Genomic DNA, 22,282 nt, shown 5'->3' on the forward strand with positions numbered 1-22,282 from the left:
TTTTCAGTTACACAACGTAATCATTAGTGTGGCATGGGGCGATTGATGCTACTATCAACGTTATTCGGTAGGCAGAACAATCAGGAAAGACTTCACCTATCCTCTATAACGATAATAGACGCTATTTTTCAATATTAATGGATGAATTGTGATTGGTTTGATTTCGCGCTGGGGACAACTGGGCAGACGCTATCTATGGCCGCATCTCTTATTAGGGATAGTCGCGGCAGGTCTGGGGTTGCCTTTTACTAGCGGCCTATTAACCAATACCAACGATACCGCATTATCCAATAAGCTTTCCATTTCTCCGCAAGCACGTATTTACCACATTATACGTTTACATGAACGCGTATTACGTCCTACCTACGTACAAAATTTTTGGCATCAGCAAACGTTACGCACCGTTATTCGCCACCTCTCTTTTTCATTACCGAGAACCCAGAGTCGCGAGCCTGCTTATTCACAGCTTACCGTTAAAAGCCTGGTTGCCCTTTATTCCTTAATTACCTTATTGACGTCTGCAGCGGCATTAAAAGTTAGCCGTCTTATCCGTCAGCGCCCTGTGATTCGAATACCTATTGTGTTTTCAACCGGCCACTGGGTTGCCCAAGTTCAAGGGATACGTGCCGGGCCACTTCACGATAAAAATTAAAAATCATTTAGTCACAACTCGTGAAATTGTTGTCAATATAGAGAATTTATAATCATGGTAATGAAGTTATTAACAAAGATTTTTGGTAGCAGTAATGACCGTACTTTACGCCGTATGCGCAAAGCGGTTGATATAATTAATAAGATGGAACCGGACTTCGTCGCCCTCAGCGACGAGCAATTGAAGTCGAAAACCGGTGAGTTCCGTCAGCGTCTGGAAAAAGGTGAAAGCTTGGAGAGTCTCATTCCAGAAGCTTTTGCTACCGTCCGTGAAGCCAGTAAGCGTGTTTTCAACATGCGTCATTTCGATGTGCAATTATTAGGCGGTATGGTCCTGAACGAGCGTTGCATCGCAGAAATGCGTACTGGTGAAGGTAAGACCCTAACGGCAACACTCCCGGCATACCTTAACGCATTGAGTGGCAAAGGTGTTCACGTCGTGACAGTGAACGACTACCTTGCGCAGCGTGATGCCGAAAATAACCGCCCATTATTTGAGTTTCTAGGCCTTACAATTGGTATCAACTTACCGGGTATGCAAGCGCCTGCTAAACGTGAAGCTTACGCAGCAGACATTACCTACGGTACCAATAACGAATATGGCTTCGATTACTTACGCGATAACATGGCATTCAGCCCGGAAGAGCGTGTCCAGCGTAAACTGCACTATGCTTTGGTCGATGAAGTTGACTCCATCTTGATTGACGAAGCGCGTACACCGTTGATCATTTCTGGCCCTGCAGAAGATAGTTCTGAACTTTATATTCAAGTTAACAAAATTATCCCGCATTTGGTTCGTCAAGATAAAGAAGACTCCGATACTTTCCAAGGTGAAGGTGACTTCTCTGTGGATGAGAAAGCGCGTCAAGTGCATTTAACCGAACGCGGTCTAGTGAAAATTGAGCAGTTACTCGTGGCACAGAACATCATGGAAGAAGGCGAGTCCCTCTACTCGCCAACTAACATCATGTTGATGCACCATGTCACGGCAGCGTTACGTGCGCATGCGCTCTTTACGCGCGATGTCGATTACATCGTTAAAGATGGTGAAGTTATCATCGTCGATGAGCATACCGGACGTACCATGCAAGGTCGTCGCTGGTCCGAGGGTCTGCACCAGGCGGTTGAAGCAAAAGAAGGCGTTGACATCCAGAATGAGAACCAAACTCTGGCTTCCATTACTTTCCAGAACTACTTCCGTATCTACGAAAAACTCGCCGGGATGACCGGTACTGCAGATACCGAGGCTTTCGAATTTAGCAGTATCTATAAGCTGGATACTATTGTGGTTCCCACCAACCGTCCAATGGTGCGTAAAGACAATGCTGACTTGGTCTACATGACTGAGAAAGAAAAAATTGACGCGATTATTGAAGATATTAAAGATTGTACTTCTCGCGGCCAGCCGGTATTGGTCGGTACTATCTCGATCGAAAAATCCGAAGTTGTTGCAGAGGCTTTAGCGCGCGCCGGAATCAAGCATAGCGTATTGAACGCTAAGTTCCACGCCAGTGAAGCGGATATTATTGCACAAGCTGGACAGCCAGGGGCAGTCACCATCGCGACTAACATGGCCGGACGTGGTACCGACATTATGTTAGGCGGAAGCTGGCACGCCGAAGTTGAAGCGTTGACCGATCCAACCGACGCGGAGATCGCGGCAATTAAAGAAGCGTGGCAAGTGCGTCACGATGCGGTACTTGACGCGGGCGGATTACACATTATCGGTACGGAGCGTCATGAATCGCGCCGCATCGACAACCAGCTACGTGGCCGTGCAGGTCGTCAAGGGGACAAAGGTTCATCACGCTTCTATCTTTCAATGGAAGATGCGTTGATGCGTATTTTCGCCTCGGACCGTGTTTCAGGTATGATGCGTAAACTGGGTATGAAGCCAGGTGAAGCGATCGAGCACCCATGGGTCACCAAAGCTATCGCGAACGCACAACGTAAAGTTGAAAGCCGTAACTTCGATATTCGTAAGCAATTACTGGAATACGATGATGTGGCAAACGACCAACGTAAAGCCATCTACTCGCAGCGTAATGAACTGTTAGACGTTTCGGATGTAAGTGAAACGATCAACAGTATTCGTGAAGATGTCTTGAGCTCAACGATCAGTCAATTCATTCCACCGCAATCGCTTGAAGAGATGTGGGATGTGTCAGGTTTAGAAGAACGCCTGCGTACAGATTTCGAGCTTCATCTTCCGCTTACCGAGTGGTTAGATAAAGAGCCAGAATTACACGAAGAAGTTTTACGTGAACGTATTCTGCAGCACTCCCTGCAACAATATGCCGATAAAGAAGCGGCGGTGGGTGTAGACACCATGCGCAGTTTTGAAAAAGGGATTATGTTGCAGACGCTGGATACGCTTTGGAAAGAGCACCTCGCGGCAATGGACTACTTACGTCAAGGTATCCATTTACGCGGTTATGCTCAGAAAGATCCTAAGCAAGAGTACAAGCGTGAATCTTTTGCGATGTTCGCAAGTATGCTTGAAGGACTGAAATATGAAGTTGTCAGCACCTTAAGTAAAGTCCAAGTCCGTATGCCTGAAGAGGTTGAAGCCATGGAGCAGCAGTTCCGTGACGAAGCTGAGCGTTTAGCCGAGCAACAACAGCTTAGCCACTTAGACGACGAAACTGCCGCAGCAAATGAAATGGCCAACCAAGCAGCAGAGCGTAAAGTCGGTCGTAACGACTTATGTCCATGCGGTTCTGGTAAAAAATACAAACAGTGCCATGGACGTTTAGCATAGTTTATTCTGTAAAGTAGCAGTCATCAGAGAAGGTCCATGGAAACATGGGCCTTTTATTGTTTAGCGGGGCATAAGTAATGAAAAATCTACAGGTTGCAGTCGGGATCATTCGTAATGCTAAGAAAGAAATCTTTCTTACTCAACGAGCATCGACCTCACATATGGCGAATAAGTGGGAATTTCCAGGTGGCAAAATCGAAGCCGGTGAGACGGCGTTAGAAGGGCTTACCCGCGAATTGATGGAAGAAACGGGGATCACTGTTACCGAGGCTCATCCTATTGGTACCGCTAGCCATACTTATCAGGAGGTTAGCGTTACCCTCCATTTTTACTTAGTAGAACAGTGGCAGGGCGAACCTTGGGGTAAAGAAGGTCAGCCTCAACGCTGGATAGCCCAAGCTGACTTACAGGCTGATGAGTTCCCGCCAGCAAATATTGTGATGGTCGAACGATTAGTGAAAGGCGAACTGTAGTCGCCAATCTGTAAGATTTACTCTGGGTCTTTCTCGCTCCATGCCTCATGGTCAAAATGCGTTGGCTGACCTGGAATAGATTTCTCTTCAGCCGCCCATTCACCCAGATCGATCATTTGGCAACGCTTAGAGCAGAAAGGGCGCCAAGCGCTTAACTCGTCCCAAATCACCTCTTTTTGGCATTGTGGGCAGTTAACAGTGGTGGTTTCGGATTGCATAAGGCCTCTTAGCAGCAAGCGAGTTGGAATAATAAATTTTCCGGGACTCTACCATCGTTTTCTAATGGAAAAAAGCGAATTGAAAAACGCGCTTTATGACCGGAGACTTGCGGGTAAATCTCATCTTCGCTCGTTAATTTGATCCGAACGAGGTCTTTATTTTCCGCCGAGTGTTGATAAAAACCTTGGTGGGTCTGCGCCTCATTAAACCGTCCACTCTGTCTGATTAGATGAAGAATAGCCTGTAAACCGAGGTGTAATGCTTCTAATCCTGAGTACCACTGATCAAGCTGAGCTTGACGTTTTTCTAAGGGTAGATGTAGCCAAAGATGTAATGTCGGCGTATCAAAGTTACAATAGCCGCCGGGAATTGAGAGACGTTGACGCAATTGGCCAATAAAACGATCTTCTTTAAATGTCGACCCAAATTTCGGCGCAGTATTAATACTATGGCTATGCGCGCTAAGTTCGCTCATCAATTGGTTAACGGCTTGCACGTCGATATCCGGCACTGATAGCCATTGGTTTAGCTTACTTTGCTGCCTTTCTAACTCTTTAAGTAAGTCTGCCCGCAATTCACTCCGTTCAAAAATATCGAGTAACTCTGTTAGGGTTCGTAAAAAGAGTAAGCAAGCCTCCGGCGAGCTAGCATTGTTTGAGGCCGTCAGTTGCTGCAGCAAATATTCAACGCGCAGCCAACTGCGCATTTTCTCGTTAAGGGGATACTCGAAAATGATGGGTGACTGGGTCATAGATTGCGCCCCTTATATTCTGATGCTAATTGGTTGTAGGTCAAAATAAGCTGAGAGACTTTCTCGGCTAAAGCGCTTTTCGATAAATTATTATCGATAATATCATCGGCGATGGCTAATCTTTGTTGTCGTGTGGCTTGAGAGTGAATGATAGCTAAAGCTTGCGAACGAGAGATGCTATCGCGTTTATAGACTCGCTCAATTTGCTTCTCTTCTTCGCTATCCACCACAATCACGCGTTGGGCAAGGTGCTGTAGCTGATTTTCGACTAAAAGTGGCACTACCCAGAGACACCACTGACCAGAGCATTGCGTAATTTTTTGCTGGGTTCTTTGTTGGATCAATGGATGTAACAAGTTGTTCAGCCATTGTTTATGCTTAGGGTCGGAGAAAATAATCTCGCGCAATTGCTTTCGGTCGAGTTGCCCGTTGTCCAGCAGAATGTGACGACCAAAATAGTCTCTCATCGTTGCTAAGGCTGGTTGGCCAGGTTCAACGACTTCCCGAGCGATCAGGTCTGCATCGATAATCTCGATCTGCCTTGCAGCAAAGAGATCGGCAACAGTTGATTTACCACTCGCAATGCCACCGGTAAGCGCCACGATATAAGCCATAGTATTCACCCAACCTCAATTTTTAGTACCGCTTTTGCGCACTATTCTCAGTTATTGGGGTAAGTATGAAGCGGATAAGCAAGGGTGTAAACCTTGCCAATTCATGAATAGTTAACTTAACGCCTCTCCCAAATAGAATATCGGTAAGTACATTGCGATGACCACACCCCCTACCAACCCTCCGCTGACAGCGAGCATAATAGGTTCAACTCGCTGAGTGAGACGCCGGCTAAGGGTTGAGGCTTGATTCGAATACCAAATGGCTAATTGGGAAAATGCGTTATCGAGCTGCCCGGTTTCTTCAGCTGATCGAATCAGGAGTAGGGATAATGGGGGATAGTGATCGTTATAGGCCATGGCTTGTGAGAGTTTTTCCCCATGATGAAGCCGTTGATAAACCTCCTCAATCCCTTTTTTCCATAAAGGTGAGGTAAATAGTCCCGCGACAAGTTGTAAGCCATGAAGGAGAGTGAGCCCCGATTGTTGCGTACTGGAGAGGGTAGAAAAGAGTAGTGAGAGCTGCCTGCTCCGCCAGACTTCACCCAGAAGCGGTATTGAGAGTAACAGTTGGTGGCGTACCCGTTTCCAGGTTGGGTAACGATGCTCACAGTAGTGGAGAATGGGCAGAACTAGTGCGGTGATAATGCAGAGTAGGGGCAATAAAACGTTAAGATACTGGGGGGCGCTTATCAATAATTGTGTAAGGTATGGCAAGGGGGCGTTCAGGGATTGGTACATCAATGCAAACTCTGGCAGCACAAAGGTAAGTAGTCCAGTAGTGGTACAGACTAAAAAGAGTAAGGTGATACAAGGATAGCGTAATGCAGCAATGAGTTCTTCTTTCATAGCCTGTTGCTGCTCTAATAGCTTAACCACCTGTAAGCAGCTATTTGGCAAGTGGCCGGTGAGCTCTCCGGCACTGATCAAAGCCGGTAGGGTGGGTGGAAAAATTTGAGGCCACTGGCTGAGAGCTGTCGAGAGCTTTTCCCCTGCGGAAATTTTTTTCAGTAATAACTCGATAACGATTCGCCAAGCTAGCGAAGGCTGGTTACTCATCAATAAATTGAGGCTGGCTGATAACGTGAGTCCTGCATTAAGCATAGATTCCAATTGTTGAAAGAAGACGATGAGTGTTTTGAGCTGCCAAACCTTCATCATGCGATGGGGCTTCAGTTTGAAATGGTAAGTAATGATCCCTTCCGCCAGCAACTGTTGTTCACCCTGCTCTCGGTGAGTGCAGAGTTGATAGCCGGAGCAGTATTCGCCGTTGAGTGACACTCCCTGCCAAGAATAGAGATTAAGCTGCTTCATTATCCATTCCAACGACACGAAGCAGTTCTTGATAAGTGGTGATCCCCTGCGTCACTGCATGCAGTCCGGCCTCAAATAAATTGTCTAGCCTTCTTTCACGCAAGAGCACACGGAGTTTTTGTGGGGAGGTCTGCTGAATAATGGCATGCTTTATCGCTGAATCGATAGGGAGCAATTCAAACAGGGCGTGGCGGCCACTATAACCGGAGAGACAAAATTGGCAGCCTATCGCTAGCCAATGTTCATAGGATTTCAACGGTAAGTGAGCAGGTAAGGGGTCGGGGGACGAGAGGCGACACCGCTGGCATAAACGTCTCACGAGGCGTTGAGCAACAATGAGTTTTAATGCGCTGGCAGTGAGGTATTCGACAACCCCCATTTGTGTTAATCGGCTTAATGTATCGACAGTAGAGTTGGTATGTAATGTGCTGAGGACTAAATGGCCGGTTTGAGCCGCTTTAATCGCGATATCGGCCGTTTGATTATCTCTAATTTCACCAATCATTAAGATATCGGGATCTTGGCGTAATAAGGCACGTAAGATCGTTGGAAAATCCAGTCCCGCCTTTAGATTAATTTGTGTTTGATTGATGCCCGGGATAACTAATTCAATAGGATCTTCTACGCTGCAGAGGTTGCGTTCCACACTATTGAGGGCGTTTAGGGCGCTATAGAGTGTGACAGTTTTACCACTGCCGGTGGGGCCAGTGACAATAATTAATCCCTGAGGAGCAGCTAATGCAGCCTTAAATACGGCTAACTGCGCAGGAGGTATACCAATATTCTCTAACCGTAGATCCCCTCTGAATGCCTCGAGTAATCGTAAAACGACTTTTTCACCAAATTTAGTGGGTAGGGTCGCCAGACGGAATGAGTAATTTGCCTCTTGGTAAGTTAAGCTAAGTTGGCCATCTTGCGGGCGACGGTTTTCCGCAATATCGACGCCTGCGAGTAGTTTAAATCGGCTGCTGATTGCATTGGTTTCGACGGGGGGCAACTCACCATAGACATATAATACACCGTCGACTCTGAAGCGGATTTTTGCTCCTAGGGCATGGGGTTCAATATGAATATCAGAGGCCTTTTGTTGCACCGCATGACATAAAATGGTTTGGCAAAAGTCGATAGTCGTCGCGTTGTCTTCGCCTTTATATTCTGCTTGTAAAGAGAGCGAATTCGGAGCAGGTTGCTGGTAGGTAAAGTATTCTTGTTTAGAGACCGATTTTATGGTGATTTTTTTCTGGCAGGTAAATGCGAGATGATTTATATCCTCTGAGGAGGGCGGAGACATGACTAGCAGACAGAGTGATTCGTTATCTTCATACGTGATCCGCGCCGGATGATTTTCGCAGAATACTTTAAGAGGTGTGGTCTCTGCACTCATGGCCTATTCTCCCCATCATCATAGCGAAGCTGACGTTCACAGTTTTCTTGTAAGGTCCGATTGACGGCTGTACAACGGCGTTGCCAACTCAATGCACCAAGTTCTGGTTGAAGCGTAGGAATAAGTTCTGCACTGAGACCCGTTAAGGTATTGCCTCCTTGCGCATGTATGACGCCGTTATTAACGGTTAATTCGGTGACATAGCGAGTTGTACGCGGAAGGGGGATCCCTTCTTGACCACTATGGCAAGTGTTAAGCTGTCCTTTTTCCAGGGCGCACAGTTCTACCGCCGTTTTATAGGGCTGTAAGACTTGGAGTAAATCGGTGAGTGCAGCCTTTTGCAGATAACCTTGGTAAGCCGGGATACCCAGCGAACTTAAAATGGCAATGATCGCAATAACGATCATCAATTCGATTAACGTAAATCCTTGTTCCATGATGCTGTTCCTAAGCGGTTAAAATGACTTTTTTAAAGAGGATGAGAGCGTTTAGGAAGGGAGGATAATCAATCTAGGGTTTAGCTGCACAATGTGAATATTTTTTCTCAAGCAGTTGCACAAAGCTTGTGAGGTATCGCGGAAGACCTATGGTAATCTTGAATAAAATCTGGCTTGTTGTTGGCCACCCTCGTTTAATCAAAAGGGCCGCTTAGATAAGTGGTAAATAACACTGACATGTTAATGATAAAAGATCATTGGTTGACCGTTGCGCGCCAAGTCCCCTCAACGCATTACAATGAACGTCCCGAGGGGGAGGCCCCACGTTTGCTGGTGGTTCATAATATTAGTCTGCCTCTGGGTAAATTTGGGGGGCCATATATTGATCAACTGTTTACCGGAACATTATGCGCGCAAGAGCACCCCTATTTTGCACAAATTGCTGACTTGCGTGTTGCAGCGCATTGTCTTATCCGTCGAGAAGGTGAGATAGTGCAATATGTTCCTTTCGATAAGCGAGCTTGGCATGCTGGCCAGTCGATCTACAAAGGCATCGAAAACTGTAATGATTTTTCTATAGGCATAGAGCTTGAAGGTACCGATGAATTACCTTACACCGAGGAGCAATATCGGGCTTTGACTGCCGTTACCCAGTCTCTTATTGAAACCTATGCTTTAGAGAAAGAAAATATTACTGGGCATAGTGATATCGCGCCAGGCCGTAAAACGGATCCTGGGCCCTCTTTTGATTGGGACTATTTTCATTCACTCATTCATCACACTGATCATCTAGGGAGTAGAGTTAAGTCATGACGTTATTTACGCTATTACTCGTTCTCATTTGCGAGCGGTTATTTAAGTGGGGAGAGCATTGGCAGCTTGAACATCGACTTGTTCCACTGTTTCGTAAGCAACAACACTTTTCATTAATTCGTACGGTAGGATTAATGGTGCTGGTGATGCTTGTCTTTACGTTACTCCTTCACGCAATCGAAGGGGTGTTATTCGGTGTAGTGTCGCTGGTGGTATGGATTTTAGTCGGGGTGCTCTGCATTGGAGCAGGCCAAAGTCGCCAACATTACCGTGACTACTTGCATTCAGCCAACCAACAGGACGTGACCGGCCACCAAGCAATGGCGGAGGAGCTGAGTGTGATACACCCCATGTCGAGTCAGATCAGCGACAAGCTCTATTTACGCGAACTACAAAATGCACTGCTATGGATTAATTATCGTTTCTACTTAGCACCTTTGTTCTGGTTTGTGGTGGGAGCAAACTATGGTCCGGTCTTCTTACTTGGTTATGCCTTTCTGCGAGCGTGGCAGGGATGGTTGGCTAAGCAAAGTCGTCAGCGTCGTGAACAGTCGGGGGTCGATGTTCTGTTGTTCTGGATTGATTGGATCCCCGTCAGAATTGTTGGGTTAGCTTACGCTTTCTTAGGGCATGGAGAGAAAGCACTGCCGGCATGGTGGCGCTTTATAACAGATTTTCGGCATAAGCCTTATCATGTGCTGTCTGTGTTAGCGCAGTTCTCATTGGAACGTGACCCTTGTAAAGACAAGGTTGAAATGCCCAGAATTGCAGTGGCGCTTGCTAAACGTATTACCTTAGTTATCGTACTGATAACCGCCGTTTTGACATTGACAGGAGTTATTCTTTAAAAAAAGGGGGAAATTGATCCCCCTTTATTTTTATCGTGTTGTTTTAATTTTGATCAGATAACCAACACCTAAAATAGCGACCCAAACAGGGATTAACCCTACTGAAATAGCCATGCCCGGAATGGTGAGCATAATGCCCAAGATGGCGATCATAAAGAGTAGGCAAACCCAGTTTCCAAGGGGATAAAACAGAGCAGGGAAACGTGGGGTTACCCCTTGTTTGATCTTCGCTTTACGAAAACGCATATGCGCCATGCTGATCATTGCCCAATTGATGACCAGTGCAGAAACGACTAACGCCATCAATAACCCAAAGGCCTCTCCTGGCATAAGGTAGTTGAGCAGAACGACCAAGGCAGTCGCCAGTGCTGAAAAGCCTAACGCAACATAGGGGACGCCACGCTTATCGACATTAAGCAACGCTTTAGGGCCATTACCTTGTTTCGCTAAACCATATAACATGCGGCTATTCGAATACACGCAGCTGTTATAGACGGATAACGCGGCCGTTAAGATGACGACATTCAGCGTGTTCGCGACTAACTTATCACCCAGTTCATGGAAAATAAGGACGAAAGGGCTGGTACCTTCAATGACTTTTGTCCAAGGGTAAAGTGATAGTAGTATCGCAAGAGAACCCATATAGAAGATCAAAATACGATAGATGACCTGATTGGTCGCTTTAGGGATGCTTTGTTGAGGATCTGCGGCTTCTGCGGCAGTAATGCCGACCAGTTCTAGCCCCCCAAATGAAAACATGATGATGACCATCGCCGTAATCAACCCACCAACGCCATGTGGGAAGAAGCCGCCCTGCGCCCAAATATTTGTTACGGAGGCTTGAGGTCCACCATGCCCACTCAATAGCAACCATGCGCCAAAGGCAATCATTCCTATTACTGCAGCAACTTTAATAATGGAAAACCAGAACTCCAGTTCACCGTAAATTTTCACGTTGGCGAGATTGATGGCGTTGATCAGTACAAAAAATACCGCTGCAGAAACCCAAGTAGGGATTTCTGGCCACCAGTATTGAATGTAGAGGCCCACTGCAGAAAGCTCGGCCATCGCCACCAAGACATAGAGTACCCAATAGTTCCAGCCCGATGCGAAGCCGGCGAAGCTGCCCCAATATTTGTAAGCGAAATGGCTAAAAGAACCGGCTACGGGTTCTTCAACAATCATTTCACCTAATTGGCGCATGATCATAAAGGCGATAAAACCGCCGATGGCATATCCCAACAGTACTGAAGGGCCCGCCATTTTGATGGTTTGTGCTAACCCCAAAAAGAGTCCAGTCCCGACGGCTCCTCCTAGGGCGATTAACTGAATATGCCTATTTTTCAGCCCCCGTTTCAACGAACCTGCTTGTTGCTCGCTCATAAATTCCTCTTGCGTAGTGTTCTCGACCTTCATTTCAGGCTGTAAGGAGAATGTGACAGACTGTGTCATTTATTTTACGGGTTTATGGCAGTGAATTACTACGTCGAATGTGAGGAATTATCAGATATTTGCCGTGCAGTCTCGAAAAACGAGCGATTTTCAGGGTTATAATATTCTTCTCTTTGAGCATTTAATATGGATAATATCGGGCCGATCCGGCTAATTACGGTGGGTTGTTTTAGCTAGGCTTGCTCTAAAGCTATTTGATAATGAAGTGATTGCGGGTCATAAAGCTCTTTTTTCGTTCCGAGAGTGACGCATGAGACATAGTCTAAAGGCGAGATAAATTTTTTGATCTAGAGCCTACTTTAGTGAACGCAATATAGACAGTAGGTAAATGTTTTGTTAGCTTAGCGCCTCTTGTGGGAAATTGGTATGACCAATTCAAAAGAGCAACAATGACTACGAGTATGATGGCTTACAGTAAAATCAGGCAGCCCAAGCTATCTGATGTCATAGAGCAACAGGTAGAGTCCCTCATTATGGAAGGGACACTTCGACCTGGTGAGAAGCTTCCACCAGAACGCGAACTTGCTCGACAATTTGATGTCTCTCGTCCTTCGGTACGGGAGGCTATTTTACGTTTGGAAGCAAAGGGATTATTGCATCGCCGACATGGTGGTGGCACCTACGTACAAGACAGCCTATGGCAGAGTGTAAGCGACCCTTTAATTGGATTATTGGCGCAACACGGCGAATCACAATTCGATTTACTCGAAATGCGCCATGCACTGGAAGGCATTGCAGCGTATTATGCAGCACTGCGTGGGACGGAAGATGACCTATTACGTATCAACCACTATCACTTGGCAATCCAAGAGGCACAAGATAGCGGTGATTTAGACGTAGAAGCGGATGCGGTTATTGATTATCAAATCACCGTCACTGAAGCGGCGCACAATGTGGTATTGCTGCATTTGGTCCGAGCAATGGGGCCAATACTTAAGCAAAATGTGCGTTCAAATTTTGAATTACTTTACTCTCGCCGCGATATGCTGGCGAAAGTGAGTGGGCACCGTGCAAGAATTTATGAAGCGATTATTGCGCGGCAGCCAGAAAAAGCCCGTGAAGAATCTAACTCGCACTTGGCTTTTCTTGAAGAAATTTTATTGGAGAGAAACCGGGAGCAATCCCGCCGTGAGCGTTCATTACGTCGCTTACAGCAACGAAAAGATTGAGTCACCTAGGGTTAAAGAGCGGAGATTGGCATGATGATACGTCATGGCCTTTACTCAGCAACGTTATCAATTTCAATGTACAGACACAGATAAGGAATACCCCATGTCAGACCGTCTACATAATGACGTGGATCCGATTGAAACTCGCGACTGGCTACAGGCGATTGAATCGGTCATCCGTGAAGAAGGTGTTGAACGCGCGCAATATTTAATTGATCAAGTATTGCATGCGGCTCGCAATGGTGGTGTGAACGTAGCATCTGGATCAGCGATCAAAGACTACATTAATACTATCCCAACGGAAGAAGAGCCTACATATCCAGGTAATACGAGTTTAGAACGTCGTATCCGTTCAGCTATCCGCTGGAATGCGATCATGACCGTACTACGCGCGTCTAAAAAAGATTTGGAGCTGGGTGGACATATGGCCTCTTTCCAATCTTCCGCTACCATTTATGAAGTCTGCTTTAACCACTTCTTCCGTGCGCGTACCGAAAAAGATGGCGGTGACTTAGTTTACTTCCAAGGCCACATCTCTCCAGGTGTCTATGCTCGCGCCTTCCTCGAGGGTCGTCTGACCGAAGAGCAAATGAATAATTTCCGTCAAGAAGTTGACGGTAAAGGTCTTTCCTCTTACCCGCATCCTAAATTGATGCCTGATTTTTGGCAGTTCCCAACCGTATCAATGGGGTTGGGACCGCTGGGCGCTATCTATCAAGCTAAATTCTTAAAATATCTTGAGCATCGCGGCTTAAAAGAGACGTCAGCACAAACGGTTTATGCTTTCTTAGGTGACGGTGAGATGGATGAGCCTGAATCTAAAGGGGCAATCACCATCGCGACACGCGAAAAATTAGACAACTTAGTGTTCGTGATTAACTGTAACTTACAGCGCCTAGATGGCCCGGTTACAGGTAATGGTAAGATCATTAATGAGTTAGAAGGGATCTTCGGCGGCGCTGGCTGGGAAGTCATTAAAGTGATCTGGGGCGGTCGCTGGGATGAGCTGCTGCGTAAAGATACTAGCGGTAAGTTGATCCAGCTGATGAACGAAACCGTTGATGGTGACTACCAAACCTTCAAATCTCGTGATGGCGCTTATGTGCGTGAGCACTTCTTTGGCCGCTATCCAGAAACCGCTGCATTAGTCAAGGATATGTCGGACGAAGCGATCTGGTCACTGAACCGTGGCGGACACGATCCGAAGAAAATCTATGCGGCATTTAAAAAAGCGCAAGATACCAAGGATAAGCCTGTCGTGATCCTTGCTCATACCGTGAAAGGTTATGGGATGGGTGAAACGGCTGAAGGTAAAAACATTGCTCACCAAGTGAAGAAAATGAACATGGAAGGCGTGCGTTACATCCGTGACCGCTTCAATGTTCCTGTCACCGATGAGAATCTTGAAAAGCTTCCTTATGTGACCTTCTCCGAAGACTCTGAAGAGTACAAATATCTGCATAAGCAGCGTGAGAACCTAGGCGGTTATCTGCCTACGCGGCAAGCAGAGTTTACTGAAGAGCTGGAAATGCCAGCCTTAAGCGAATTCCAATCCTTGTTGGAAGAGCAGAATAAAGAGATTTCAACCACTATCGCCTTCGTTCGTGCGTTAAATGTGATGTTGAAAAATAAATCGATCAAAGAACGTCTTGTCCCGATTTTAGCCGACGAAGCGCGTACTTTCGGTATGGAAGGACTCTTCCGTCAGATCGGTATCTACAGCCCGAATGGTCAGCAATATACTCCGCAAGACCGTGAGCAAGTCGCGTACTACAAAGAAGACGAGAAAGGTCAGATCCTGCAAGAAGGTATCAATGAGTTGGGTGCGGGTGCATCGTGGTTAGCGGCAGCGACCTCTTATAGCACTAACAACTTGCCGATGATCCCGTTCTATATCTACTACTCAATGTTTGGATTCCAACGTATCGGTGATCTTTGCTGGGCTGCAGGTGATCAACAAGCACGTGGTTTCTTAATCGGTGGGACATCAGGTCGTACGACCTTGAACGGTGAAGGTTTACAGCACGAAGATGGTCATAGCCACATCCAATCGCTGACTATCCCTAACTGTATCTCTTATGATCCCGCTTATGCTTACGAAGTCGCTGTCATTATGCAAGATGGCTTAGAGCGTATGTACGGTAAATCGCAAGAGAACGTTTACTACTACATCACGACTCTGAACGAAAACTACCATATGCCAGCCATGCCAGAAGGCGCTGAAGAAGGTATCCGTAAAGGAATCTACAAGCTTGATACGCTAGAAGGTAATAAAGGTAAAGTTCAGTTGCTGGGTTCAGGGGCAATTCTTCGCCATGTACGTGAAGCGGCCAAAATCTTGTCTGAAGATTATGGCGTCGGTTCTGATGTGTATAGCGTGACCTCCTTCACTGAGTTGGCGCGTGACGGTCAAGATTGTGAGCGTTGGAACATGTTACACCCAGCGGAAGAGCCTCGTGTACCGTACATCTCTCAAATTCTGAGCGATGTACCAGCGGTTGCGTCAACCGATTATATGAAACTCTTTGCTGAACAAGTTCGCACTTACGTGCCAGCCAGTGATTATCGGGTATTGGGTACCGATGGCTTTGGTCGCTCGGATAGCCGTGAAAACTTACGTCATCACTTCGAAGTTGATGCCTCCTATGTTGTCGTCGCGGCACTGGGTGAATTAGCAAAACGGGGTGAAGTTGACAAACAAGTGGTTGTTGATGCGATTAAGAAATTCAATATTGACGCAGACAAAGTCAATCCACGTCTGGCGTAAGAGGTAATAGTAGATGTCAATTGAGATCAAAGTTCCGGATATCGGTTCAGACGAAGTTGAAGTCACCGAGATCTTGGTTAAGGTCGGAGACAAAGTTGAAGTCGAACAGTCTCTGCTTACGGTTGAAGGCGATAAAGCCTCAATGGAAGTGCCTTCACCTCAAGCAGGCGTGATTAAAGAGATTAACGTTGCGACAGGCGATAAAGTCGAAACGGGATCATTAATCATGATCTTCGAAAGCGAAGAAAAGGCAGCAGCAGCCCCTGAGGCTGCTCAACCCGCCGCGGAGAAAGCTCCGACAGCTTCGGCTTCCGCTTCGGTAAAAGACGTGATGGTGCCAGATATTGGCGGTGATGAAGTGGAAGTCACTGAGATCCTGGTCAAGGCCGGCGATACCGTTGAACTTGAGCAGTCGCTACTTACCGTTGAAGGCGATAAAGCGTCAATGGAAGTGCCTGCGCCTTTTGCTGGAAAAGTGAAAGAGATCAAAGTCAATACCGGCGATAAAGTGAATACCGGCTCATTGATTATGACGTTCGAGGTGGCTGGTGAAGCTGCGGCCCCTGCTAGCGCGCCTTCTGCGCAAGAAGAGTCTGCGCCAGCGGCGGCGGCCAAAGGTTCAGCTAATCAAGTGGTTAATGTGCCTGATATCGGTGGCGACGAAGTCGAAGTGACGGAAATTCTGGTGAAAGTGGGTGATAAGGTTTCACTTGAACAATCACTGATCACCGTTGAAGGCGATAAAGCATCGATGGAAGTTCCGGCACCTTTCGCGGGTACGGTCACCGAGATTCAAGTCGCTGTTGGCGACAAAGTCAGTACTGGTTCTGCCATCATGGTCTTTAGCAGCGATGCGCCAGCCGCTGAAAAAGCGTCTGCACCTGCGCCAGAAAAACCGGCCGCTCCAGCCCCAGCGAAGGCTGCTGCAACTACCGCTCCATCCGCTGCGCCTACCGCGAAGGATGAGTTCGCTGAAAATAGCGCTTATGTGCACGCGACGCCTGTTATTCGTCGGCTTGCGCGCGAATTTGGGGTGAACTTAGCGAAAGTCAACGCGACTGGCCGTAAAGGGCGTATCGTTAAAGAAGACGTTCAAGCTTACATCAAAGAGGCACTAAAACGTGCGGATGCAGCACCTGCTGCGGCAAGTGGCCTCCCAGGAATGTTGCCTTGGCCGAAAGTAGATTTCAGTAAGTTTGGTGAAGTTGAAGAAGTTGAGTTAGGCCGTATCCAGAAAATTTCTGGCGCCAACCTCAGCCGTAACTGGATGGTGATCCCACACGTTACTCACTTCGATGAGTCAGACATTACCGAGCTGGAAGCTTTCCGTAAGCAACAGAACGTTGAAGCAGATAAACAAAAACTGGACGTAAAAATTACGCCAGTCGTGTTTATTATGAAAGCCGTGGCGAAGGCGCTTGAAGCCTACCCTCGTTTCAATAGTTCCCTATCGGAAGACGCGCAACGCTTAACGTTGAAGAAATACATCAACATTGGTGTCGCGGTCGATACGCCAAATGGGTTAGTTGTACCGGTATTCCGTGATGTGAACAAGAAAGGCATTATCGAACTTTCTCGTGAACTGATGGAAATCTCTAAGAAAGCTCGTGCGGGTAAACTGACAGCCTCCGATATGCAAGGCGGTTGCTTTACGATTTCAAGCTTAGGCGGTTTGGGAACAACTTCCTTCACGCCAATCGTCAATGCCCCTGAGGTCGCGATTTTAGGTGTCTCTAAGTCCTCGATGAAACCCGTTTGGAATGGTAAAGAGTTTGCTCCACGTTTAATGCTGCCACTCTCACTCTCGTTCGACCACCGAGTGATTGATGGAGCAGAAGGCGCACGCTTTATCTCCTATCTTGGTCAGGTACTTGGCGATATTCGTCGTCTCGTTATGTAATATCTTGAGGTCGGCGCTTGCCGGCCTCAATCTCATTTGGGACTAGGGCGAAATTTTAATTGTGAAATAATGCGCTAATCCCCAAAACAACCAACCTTTACGCAATCTCGTTTGCACAATTTTAACAATTATGTAAACTCTTGCATTACATAGGTTCCGGGAAAATAAGTGTATAAATTGTCATTGCGCTGTATCCCCGGAGAATCGAATAAGAGGTCATGATGAGTACAGAGATTAAAGCCCAAGTTGTGGTACTTGGAGCCGGTCCTGCAGGTTATTCTGCAGCATTTCGCTGCGCCGATTTAGGCTTAGAAACCGTATTGGTTGAGCGTTACAGCACTCTAGGTGGAGTCTGTTTGAATGTCGGTTGTATTCCATCTAAAGCATTATTACACGTCGCAAAAGTCATCGAAGAAGCGAAAGCATTGGAAGCTCACGGTATTGTTTTCGGAAAACCTGAAACGGATATTGATAAAGTTCGCGCTTGGAAAGACAAAGTCATTGGACAATTAACCGGTGGTCTTGCGGGAATGGCAAAAGGCCGTAAAGTGACCGTAGTGAATGGACTGGGTAAATTCACGGGGGCTAACACGCTAGCGGTTGAAGGCGAAAACGGAACGACCACGATTAACTTTGACAACGCCATCATTGCGGCAGGTTCTCGCCCAATTACTTTACCGTTTATCCCACATGATGATCCCCGTGTATGGGATTCGACTGACGCACTCGCACTCACTACTGTCCCTGAGCGCCTATTGGTAATGGGTGGCGGAATCATTGGGCTAGAGATGGGTACAGTTTACCATGCATTAGGCTCGACGATTGATGTGGTCGAGATGTTTGACCAAGTGATCCCAGCTGCAGACAAAGATGTGGTGAAAGTCTTTACTAAGCGTATTAGCAAGCAATTCAATCTAATGCTTGAGACTAAAGTCACCGCCGTTGAAGCGAAGGAAGACGGGATCTATGTGACGATGGAAGGTAAAAAAGCGCCTTCTGAACCACAGCGTTACGACGCAGTATTGGTCGCCATCGGCCGTGTTCCAAATGGTAAAAACCTAGATGCTGAGAATGCTGGGGTGACTGTCGATGAGCGTGGTTTTATCCGTGTCGATAAGCAACTCCGTACCAACGTACCGCATATCTACGCCATTGGCGATATCGTCGGCCAACCGATGCTGGCACATAAAGGCGTGCATGAAGGACATGTTGCTGCAGAAGTCATCGCCGGTAAAAAACATTACTTTGATCCAAAAGTGATCCCATCCATTGCGTACACTGAGCCAGAAGTTGCTTGGGTCGGTTTAACTGAAAAAGAAGCGAAAGAACAAGGAATTAGCTACGAAACCGCGACATTCCCTTGGGCAGCGTCAGGTCGTGCGATCGCTTCAGATTGCGCAGACGGGATGACGAAGCTGATCTTCGATAAAGAGACACACCGTGTAATCGGTGGCGCTATCGTCGGGACTAACGGTGGCGAGCTACTGGGTGAAATTGGTCTTGCGATCGAGATGGGCTGTGATGCAGAAGACATCGCGCTGACTATCCATGCTCACCCAACGTTACACGAGTCTATCGGTCTGGCTGCGGAAGTATTTGAAGGAAGCATTACCGATCTGCCTAACCCTAAAGCTAAGAAAAAGTAAGCGTTACTTAGCGATGCTTTACTCTATACCGCGATAACGTATCGCGGTTTTTTTTTGCCTAAAGTTGCTGAACAAGCCGTGTGAACAACAATTAAAATGCTCGACAGCGGTCGAAAATAAGCGTTTAGTAAGATAATGATTTCAACCTATACGTGGTAGAAATGTGATTAACGCCATGAGAGTCACATAGCACTAACGGGTATCGGTAAAGGCTACATTTGAACGGGTTCGAGGCATTGCCGCGAAAGTCGCGCAGCATGATCCCCTAACACCCTGTCACAAAGAGTTATTTTTATCACGATACCGCTTTTTATTTAGTAGTCATTATGTTGTGTTTTTGTAAACAGATTAACAAAGAATAAAAATACTGCTATTCTCAGTGAGCTAAACCGACCATCAAAAACCTATAAAAAGATAATAATTTATCGGTAGTAGAGGGTTGAAAAGCTATAACAATGTGAGCGAGGAGAACGTCGTGCTAGAAGAATACCGTGAGCACGTTGCTGAACGTGCTGCCCAAGGGATCGTACCTAAGCCTTTAGAGGCGACCCAAATGGCTGGCCTAGTAGAATTACTCAAAAATCCCCCCCAAGGCGAAGAAGAGTTTCTGGTCGACTTATTAGTGAATCGAGTTCCGCCGGGTGTAGATGAAGCGGCCTATGTCAAAGCTGGTTTCTTAGCGGCCGTAGCAAAAGGCGAAACTGCATCGCCATTAATATCTCGTGAAAAAGCCACTGAACTTTTAGGGACGATGCAAGGCGGATATAATATCCATCCTTTAATCGAACTATTAGAAGATGACACTCTGGCCCCTATTGCAGCAAAAGCCCTATCCCACACCCTGCTAATGTTTGATAATTTTTATGACGTTGAGGAAAAAGCGAAAGCGGGTAATGCCTACGCCGAGCAAATTCTTAAGTCGTGGGCGGAAGCCGAATGGTTCAAAGCGCGTCCTGAATTAGCCGAAAAGATCACCGTAACCGTCTTTAAAGTAACCGGTGAAACGAATACGGATGATTTATCCCCCGCTCCAGATGCATGGTCCCGTCCTGATATCCCATTACATGCTTTAGCTATGCTGAAAAACGAGCGTGAAGGGATAGTGCCAGACGAGCCGGGTAATGTCGGTCCAATTAAACAAATCGAGCAACTCGCTGCCCAAGGTTACCCACTAGCCTATGTTGGGGATGTTGTGGGAACCGGTTCTTCACGGAAATCAGCCACGAACTCTGTGTTATGGTTTATGGGGGATGATATCCCGCATGTACCGAACAAGAAGGGCGGTGGAGTGGTATTGGGCACTAAAATCGCCCCGATTTTCTTTAACACTATGGAAGATGCTGGGGCATTACCGATCGAGGTCGATGTCAGCGATCTGAATATGGGCGATGTGATTGATATCTACCCTTACAAGGGTGAAATCTGTCGCCATGATACCGATGAAGTGCTGGTTCGTTTCGAACTGAAAACCGAAGTCTTATTGGACGAAGTCCGGGCGGGTGGCCGTATTCCACTGATTATTGGCCGTGGACTGACGACTAAAGCGCGTGAATCGCTCGATTTACCCGTTAGCGATGTATTCCGCAGTGCAAAACCCGTTGAAACCAGTACGCGTGGCTACTCCTTAGCACAAAAAATGGTGGGCCGTGCTTGTGGTGTCGACGGTATACGCCCAGGAGAATATTGCGAGCCGAAAATGACCTCGGTAGGGTCTCAGGATACCACCGGACCCATGACGCGTGATGAACTTAAAGATCTCGCTTGCTTAGGTTTCTCCGCCGACTTAGTCATGCAGTCATTCTGTCATACTGCGGCTTACCCTAAACCAGTGGATGTTCAAACCCACCATACGCTACCCGATTTCATCATGAACCGTGGTGGCGTTTCACTGCGCCCAGGCGATGGTATTATTCATAGTTGGTTAAACCGTATGCTATTACCTGATACTGTCGGCACGGGTGGAGACTCACATACCCGTTTCCCTATCGGTATCTCATTCCCTGCTGGCTCTGGATTAGTCGCCTTTGCGGCGGCAACAGGTGTGATGCCTCTCGATATGCCTGAGTCAGTACTGGTGCGGTTCAAAGGCGAACGTCAACCTGGTATTACGCTGCGCGATCTGGTTCATGCGATCCCTCTTTATGCGATTAAACAAGGACTGCTTACCGTAGAAAAGAAAGGTAAAAAGAACGTTTTCTCTGGCCGTATCTTAGAAATCGAAGGGTTACCTGACTTAAAAGTTGAGCAAGCCTTTGAGCTTTCGGATGCCTCAGCAGAACGTTCAGCGGCAGGTTGTACGATCAAGTTAGATCAAGCGCCGATCATTGAATACCTTAACTCGAATATCGTGCTGTTGAAGTGGATGATCGCCGAAGGTTATGGTGATCGTCGTACCATTGAACGTCGTATTCAAAACATGGAAAAATGGCTGGCTGATCCACAATTGCTTGAAGGCGATGCGGATGCTGAGTACGCAGCGATTATTGAGATCGACCTTTCAGAGATTAAAGAACCGATCCTCTGCGCACCTAACGATCCTGATGACGCGCGTGTGCTCTCCGATGTTCAGGGTGAGAAGATCGACGAAGTCTTTATCGGCTCATGTATGACCAATATTGGTCACTTCCGTGCAGCAGGTAAACTGCTCGATAAATTCAAAGGCCAACTTCCAACCCGGCTGTGGGTCGCTCCCCCCACTAAGATGGATGCGGCACAACTGACGGAAGAGGGCTATTACAGCATCTTTGGTAAAAGTGGCGCGCGTGTTGAGATCCCTGGCTGCTCACTCTGTATGGGTAACCAAGCTCGCGTCGCGGAAGGGGCTACAGTTGTTTCAACATCAACCCGTAACTTCCCTAACCGCCTTGGTCAAGGGGCTAATGTTTTCTTAGCCTCGGCTGAACTTGCTGCGGTCTCTGCATTACTGGGCAAATTACCGACGGCAGATGAGTACCAGACCTATATGAATGAAGTGGATAAGAGTGCCGATGATACTTATCGTTACCTCAACTTTGACCGCCTCAACCAATATACGTCTAAAGCGGATGAAGTTATTTTCCAAAGCGCGGTGTAATTAGCACTCGCCT

The 22,282-nt window shown here is 47.0% G+C and carries 17 protein-coding genes; 10 read left to right on the top strand and 7 right to left on the bottom strand.

Features of this window, described 5'->3' with window-relative positions; genetic code table 11:
• Nucleotides 1–148: 148 nt before the first annotated feature.
• The 3 genes from secM to mutT all read left to right on the top strand — a co-directional run bounded on the left by secM (nucleotide 149) and on the right by mutT (nucleotide 3,885).
• Entirely contained in the window at nucleotides 149–652 is a 504-nt protein-coding gene (gene secM, locus BMX14_RS02400) for a secA translation cis-regulator SecM (RefSeq protein WP_092672184.1), read from the top strand.
• 54 nt (nucleotides 653–706) lie between these two features.
• Nucleotides 707–3,412 (top strand): preprotein translocase subunit SecA, encoded by a 2,706-nt coding sequence (gene secA, locus BMX14_RS02405; RefSeq protein ID WP_092672187.1) that lies wholly within the window; start codon nucleotides 707–709, stop codon nucleotides 3,410–3,412.
• A gap of 77 nt (nucleotides 3,413–3,489) precedes the next feature.
• The gene (mutT, locus tag BMX14_RS02410; RefSeq protein ID WP_092672190.1) at nucleotides 3,490–3,885 is read left to right on the top strand and encodes an 8-oxo-dGTP diphosphatase MutT; all 396 of its coding nucleotides are present in this window, start codon (nucleotides 3,490–3,492) and stop codon (nucleotides 3,883–3,885) included.
• Nucleotides 3,886–3,902: 17 nt separating this feature from the next.
• On the opposite strand, the gene yacG is transcribed toward mutT, so the two are convergent.
• From yacG to ppdD, 6 genes are all read right to left on the bottom strand, one after another.
• Nucleotides 3,903–4,103 (bottom strand): DNA gyrase inhibitor YacG, encoded by a 201-nt coding sequence (gene yacG / locus BMX14_RS02415; protein ID WP_092672193.1) that lies wholly within the window; start codon nucleotides 4,101–4,103, stop codon nucleotides 3,903–3,905.
• A gap of 8 nt (nucleotides 4,104–4,111) precedes the next feature.
• On the bottom strand, nucleotides 4,112–4,855 hold the full coding sequence (gene zapD / locus BMX14_RS02420; RefSeq protein ID WP_092672196.1) for a cell division protein ZapD: 744 nt from the start codon (nucleotides 4,853–4,855) through the stop codon (nucleotides 4,112–4,114).
• A complete protein-coding gene (coaE, locus tag BMX14_RS02425) occupies nucleotides 4,852–5,469 on the bottom strand; it encodes a dephospho-CoA kinase (RefSeq protein ID WP_092672198.1) in 618 nt (205 codons plus the stop codon). The genes zapD and coaE overlap by 4 nt, the downstream gene beginning before the upstream one ends.
• A 111-nt stretch (nucleotides 5,470–5,580) precedes the next feature.
• Complete coding sequence (locus BMX14_RS02430; protein ID WP_092672201.1) at nucleotides 5,581–6,780, bottom strand: type II secretion system F family protein; 1,200 nt, start codon at nucleotides 6,778–6,780, stop codon at nucleotides 5,581–5,583.
• Nucleotides 6,767–8,164, bottom strand: coding sequence for an ATPase, T2SS/T4P/T4SS family (locus BMX14_RS02435; protein WP_092672204.1), 1,398 nt, complete (start codon nucleotides 8,162–8,164; stop codon nucleotides 6,767–6,769). Before BMX14_RS02435 ends, BMX14_RS02430 begins: the two co-directional genes overlap by 14 nt.
• Entirely contained in the window at nucleotides 8,161–8,601 is a 441-nt protein-coding gene (gene ppdD / locus BMX14_RS02440) for a prepilin peptidase-dependent pilin (protein WP_092672207.1), read from the bottom strand. The genes BMX14_RS02435 and ppdD overlap by 4 nt, the downstream gene beginning before the upstream one ends.
• A 237-nt stretch (nucleotides 8,602–8,838) precedes the next feature.
• On the opposite strand from ppdD, the gene ampD reads away from it, so the two are divergent.
• Complete coding sequence (gene ampD, locus BMX14_RS02445) at nucleotides 8,839–9,414, top strand: 1,6-anhydro-N-acetylmuramyl-L-alanine amidase AmpD (RefSeq protein ID WP_092672210.1); 576 nt, start codon at nucleotides 8,839–8,841, stop codon at nucleotides 9,412–9,414.
• Entirely contained in the window at nucleotides 9,411–10,262 is an 852-nt protein-coding gene (gene ampE / locus BMX14_RS02450; RefSeq protein WP_092672213.1) for a beta-lactamase regulator AmpE, read from the top strand. Before ampD ends, ampE begins: the two co-directional genes overlap by 4 nt.
• 30 nt (nucleotides 10,263–10,292) lie before the next feature.
• Here the strand turns inward: ampE and BMX14_RS02455 are convergent, their stop codons facing one another.
• Complete coding sequence (locus tag BMX14_RS02455) at nucleotides 10,293–11,645, bottom strand: amino acid permease (protein WP_092672216.1); 1,353 nt, start codon at nucleotides 11,643–11,645, stop codon at nucleotides 10,293–10,295.
• Nucleotides 11,646–12,118: 473 nt separating this feature from the next.
• Here BMX14_RS02455 and pdhR point away from each other — a divergent pair, with 473 nt between their 5' ends.
• The 5 genes from pdhR (at nucleotide 12,119) to acnB (ending at nucleotide 22,269) form a co-directional block, all read left to right on the top strand.
• Nucleotides 12,119–12,883: a pyruvate dehydrogenase complex transcriptional repressor PdhR gene (gene pdhR / locus BMX14_RS02460; protein WP_092672464.1), complete on the top strand. Its 765-nt coding sequence runs from the start codon at nucleotides 12,119–12,121 to the stop codon at nucleotides 12,881–12,883.
• Between the two features lie 103 nt (nucleotides 12,884–12,986).
• The gene (gene aceE / locus BMX14_RS02465; RefSeq protein WP_092672219.1) at nucleotides 12,987–15,650 is read left to right on the top strand and encodes a pyruvate dehydrogenase (acetyl-transferring), homodimeric type; all 2,664 of its coding nucleotides are present in this window, start codon (nucleotides 12,987–12,989) and stop codon (nucleotides 15,648–15,650) included.
• 13 nt (nucleotides 15,651–15,663) lie between these two features.
• Entirely contained in the window at nucleotides 15,664–17,550 is a 1,887-nt protein-coding gene (gene aceF / locus BMX14_RS02470; protein WP_092672222.1) for a pyruvate dehydrogenase complex dihydrolipoyllysine-residue acetyltransferase, read from the top strand.
• A gap of 221 nt (nucleotides 17,551–17,771) precedes the next feature.
• Nucleotides 17,772–19,196: a dihydrolipoyl dehydrogenase gene (gene lpdA, locus BMX14_RS02475; RefSeq protein ID WP_092672225.1), complete on the top strand. Its 1,425-nt coding sequence runs from the start codon at nucleotides 17,772–17,774 to the stop codon at nucleotides 19,194–19,196.
• A 475-nt stretch (nucleotides 19,197–19,671) separates the two neighbouring features.
• Entirely contained in the window at nucleotides 19,672–22,269 is a 2,598-nt protein-coding gene (gene acnB / locus BMX14_RS02480) for a bifunctional aconitate hydratase 2/2-methylisocitrate dehydratase (protein WP_092672228.1), read from the top strand.
• Nucleotides 22,270–22,282 lie beyond the last annotated feature (13 nt).

Origin of the sequence: Rosenbergiella nectarea (assembly GCF_900111105.1) — a bacterium.
Lineage (GTDB): Bacteria > Pseudomonadota > Gammaproteobacteria > Enterobacterales > Enterobacteriaceae > Rosenbergiella > Rosenbergiella nectarea.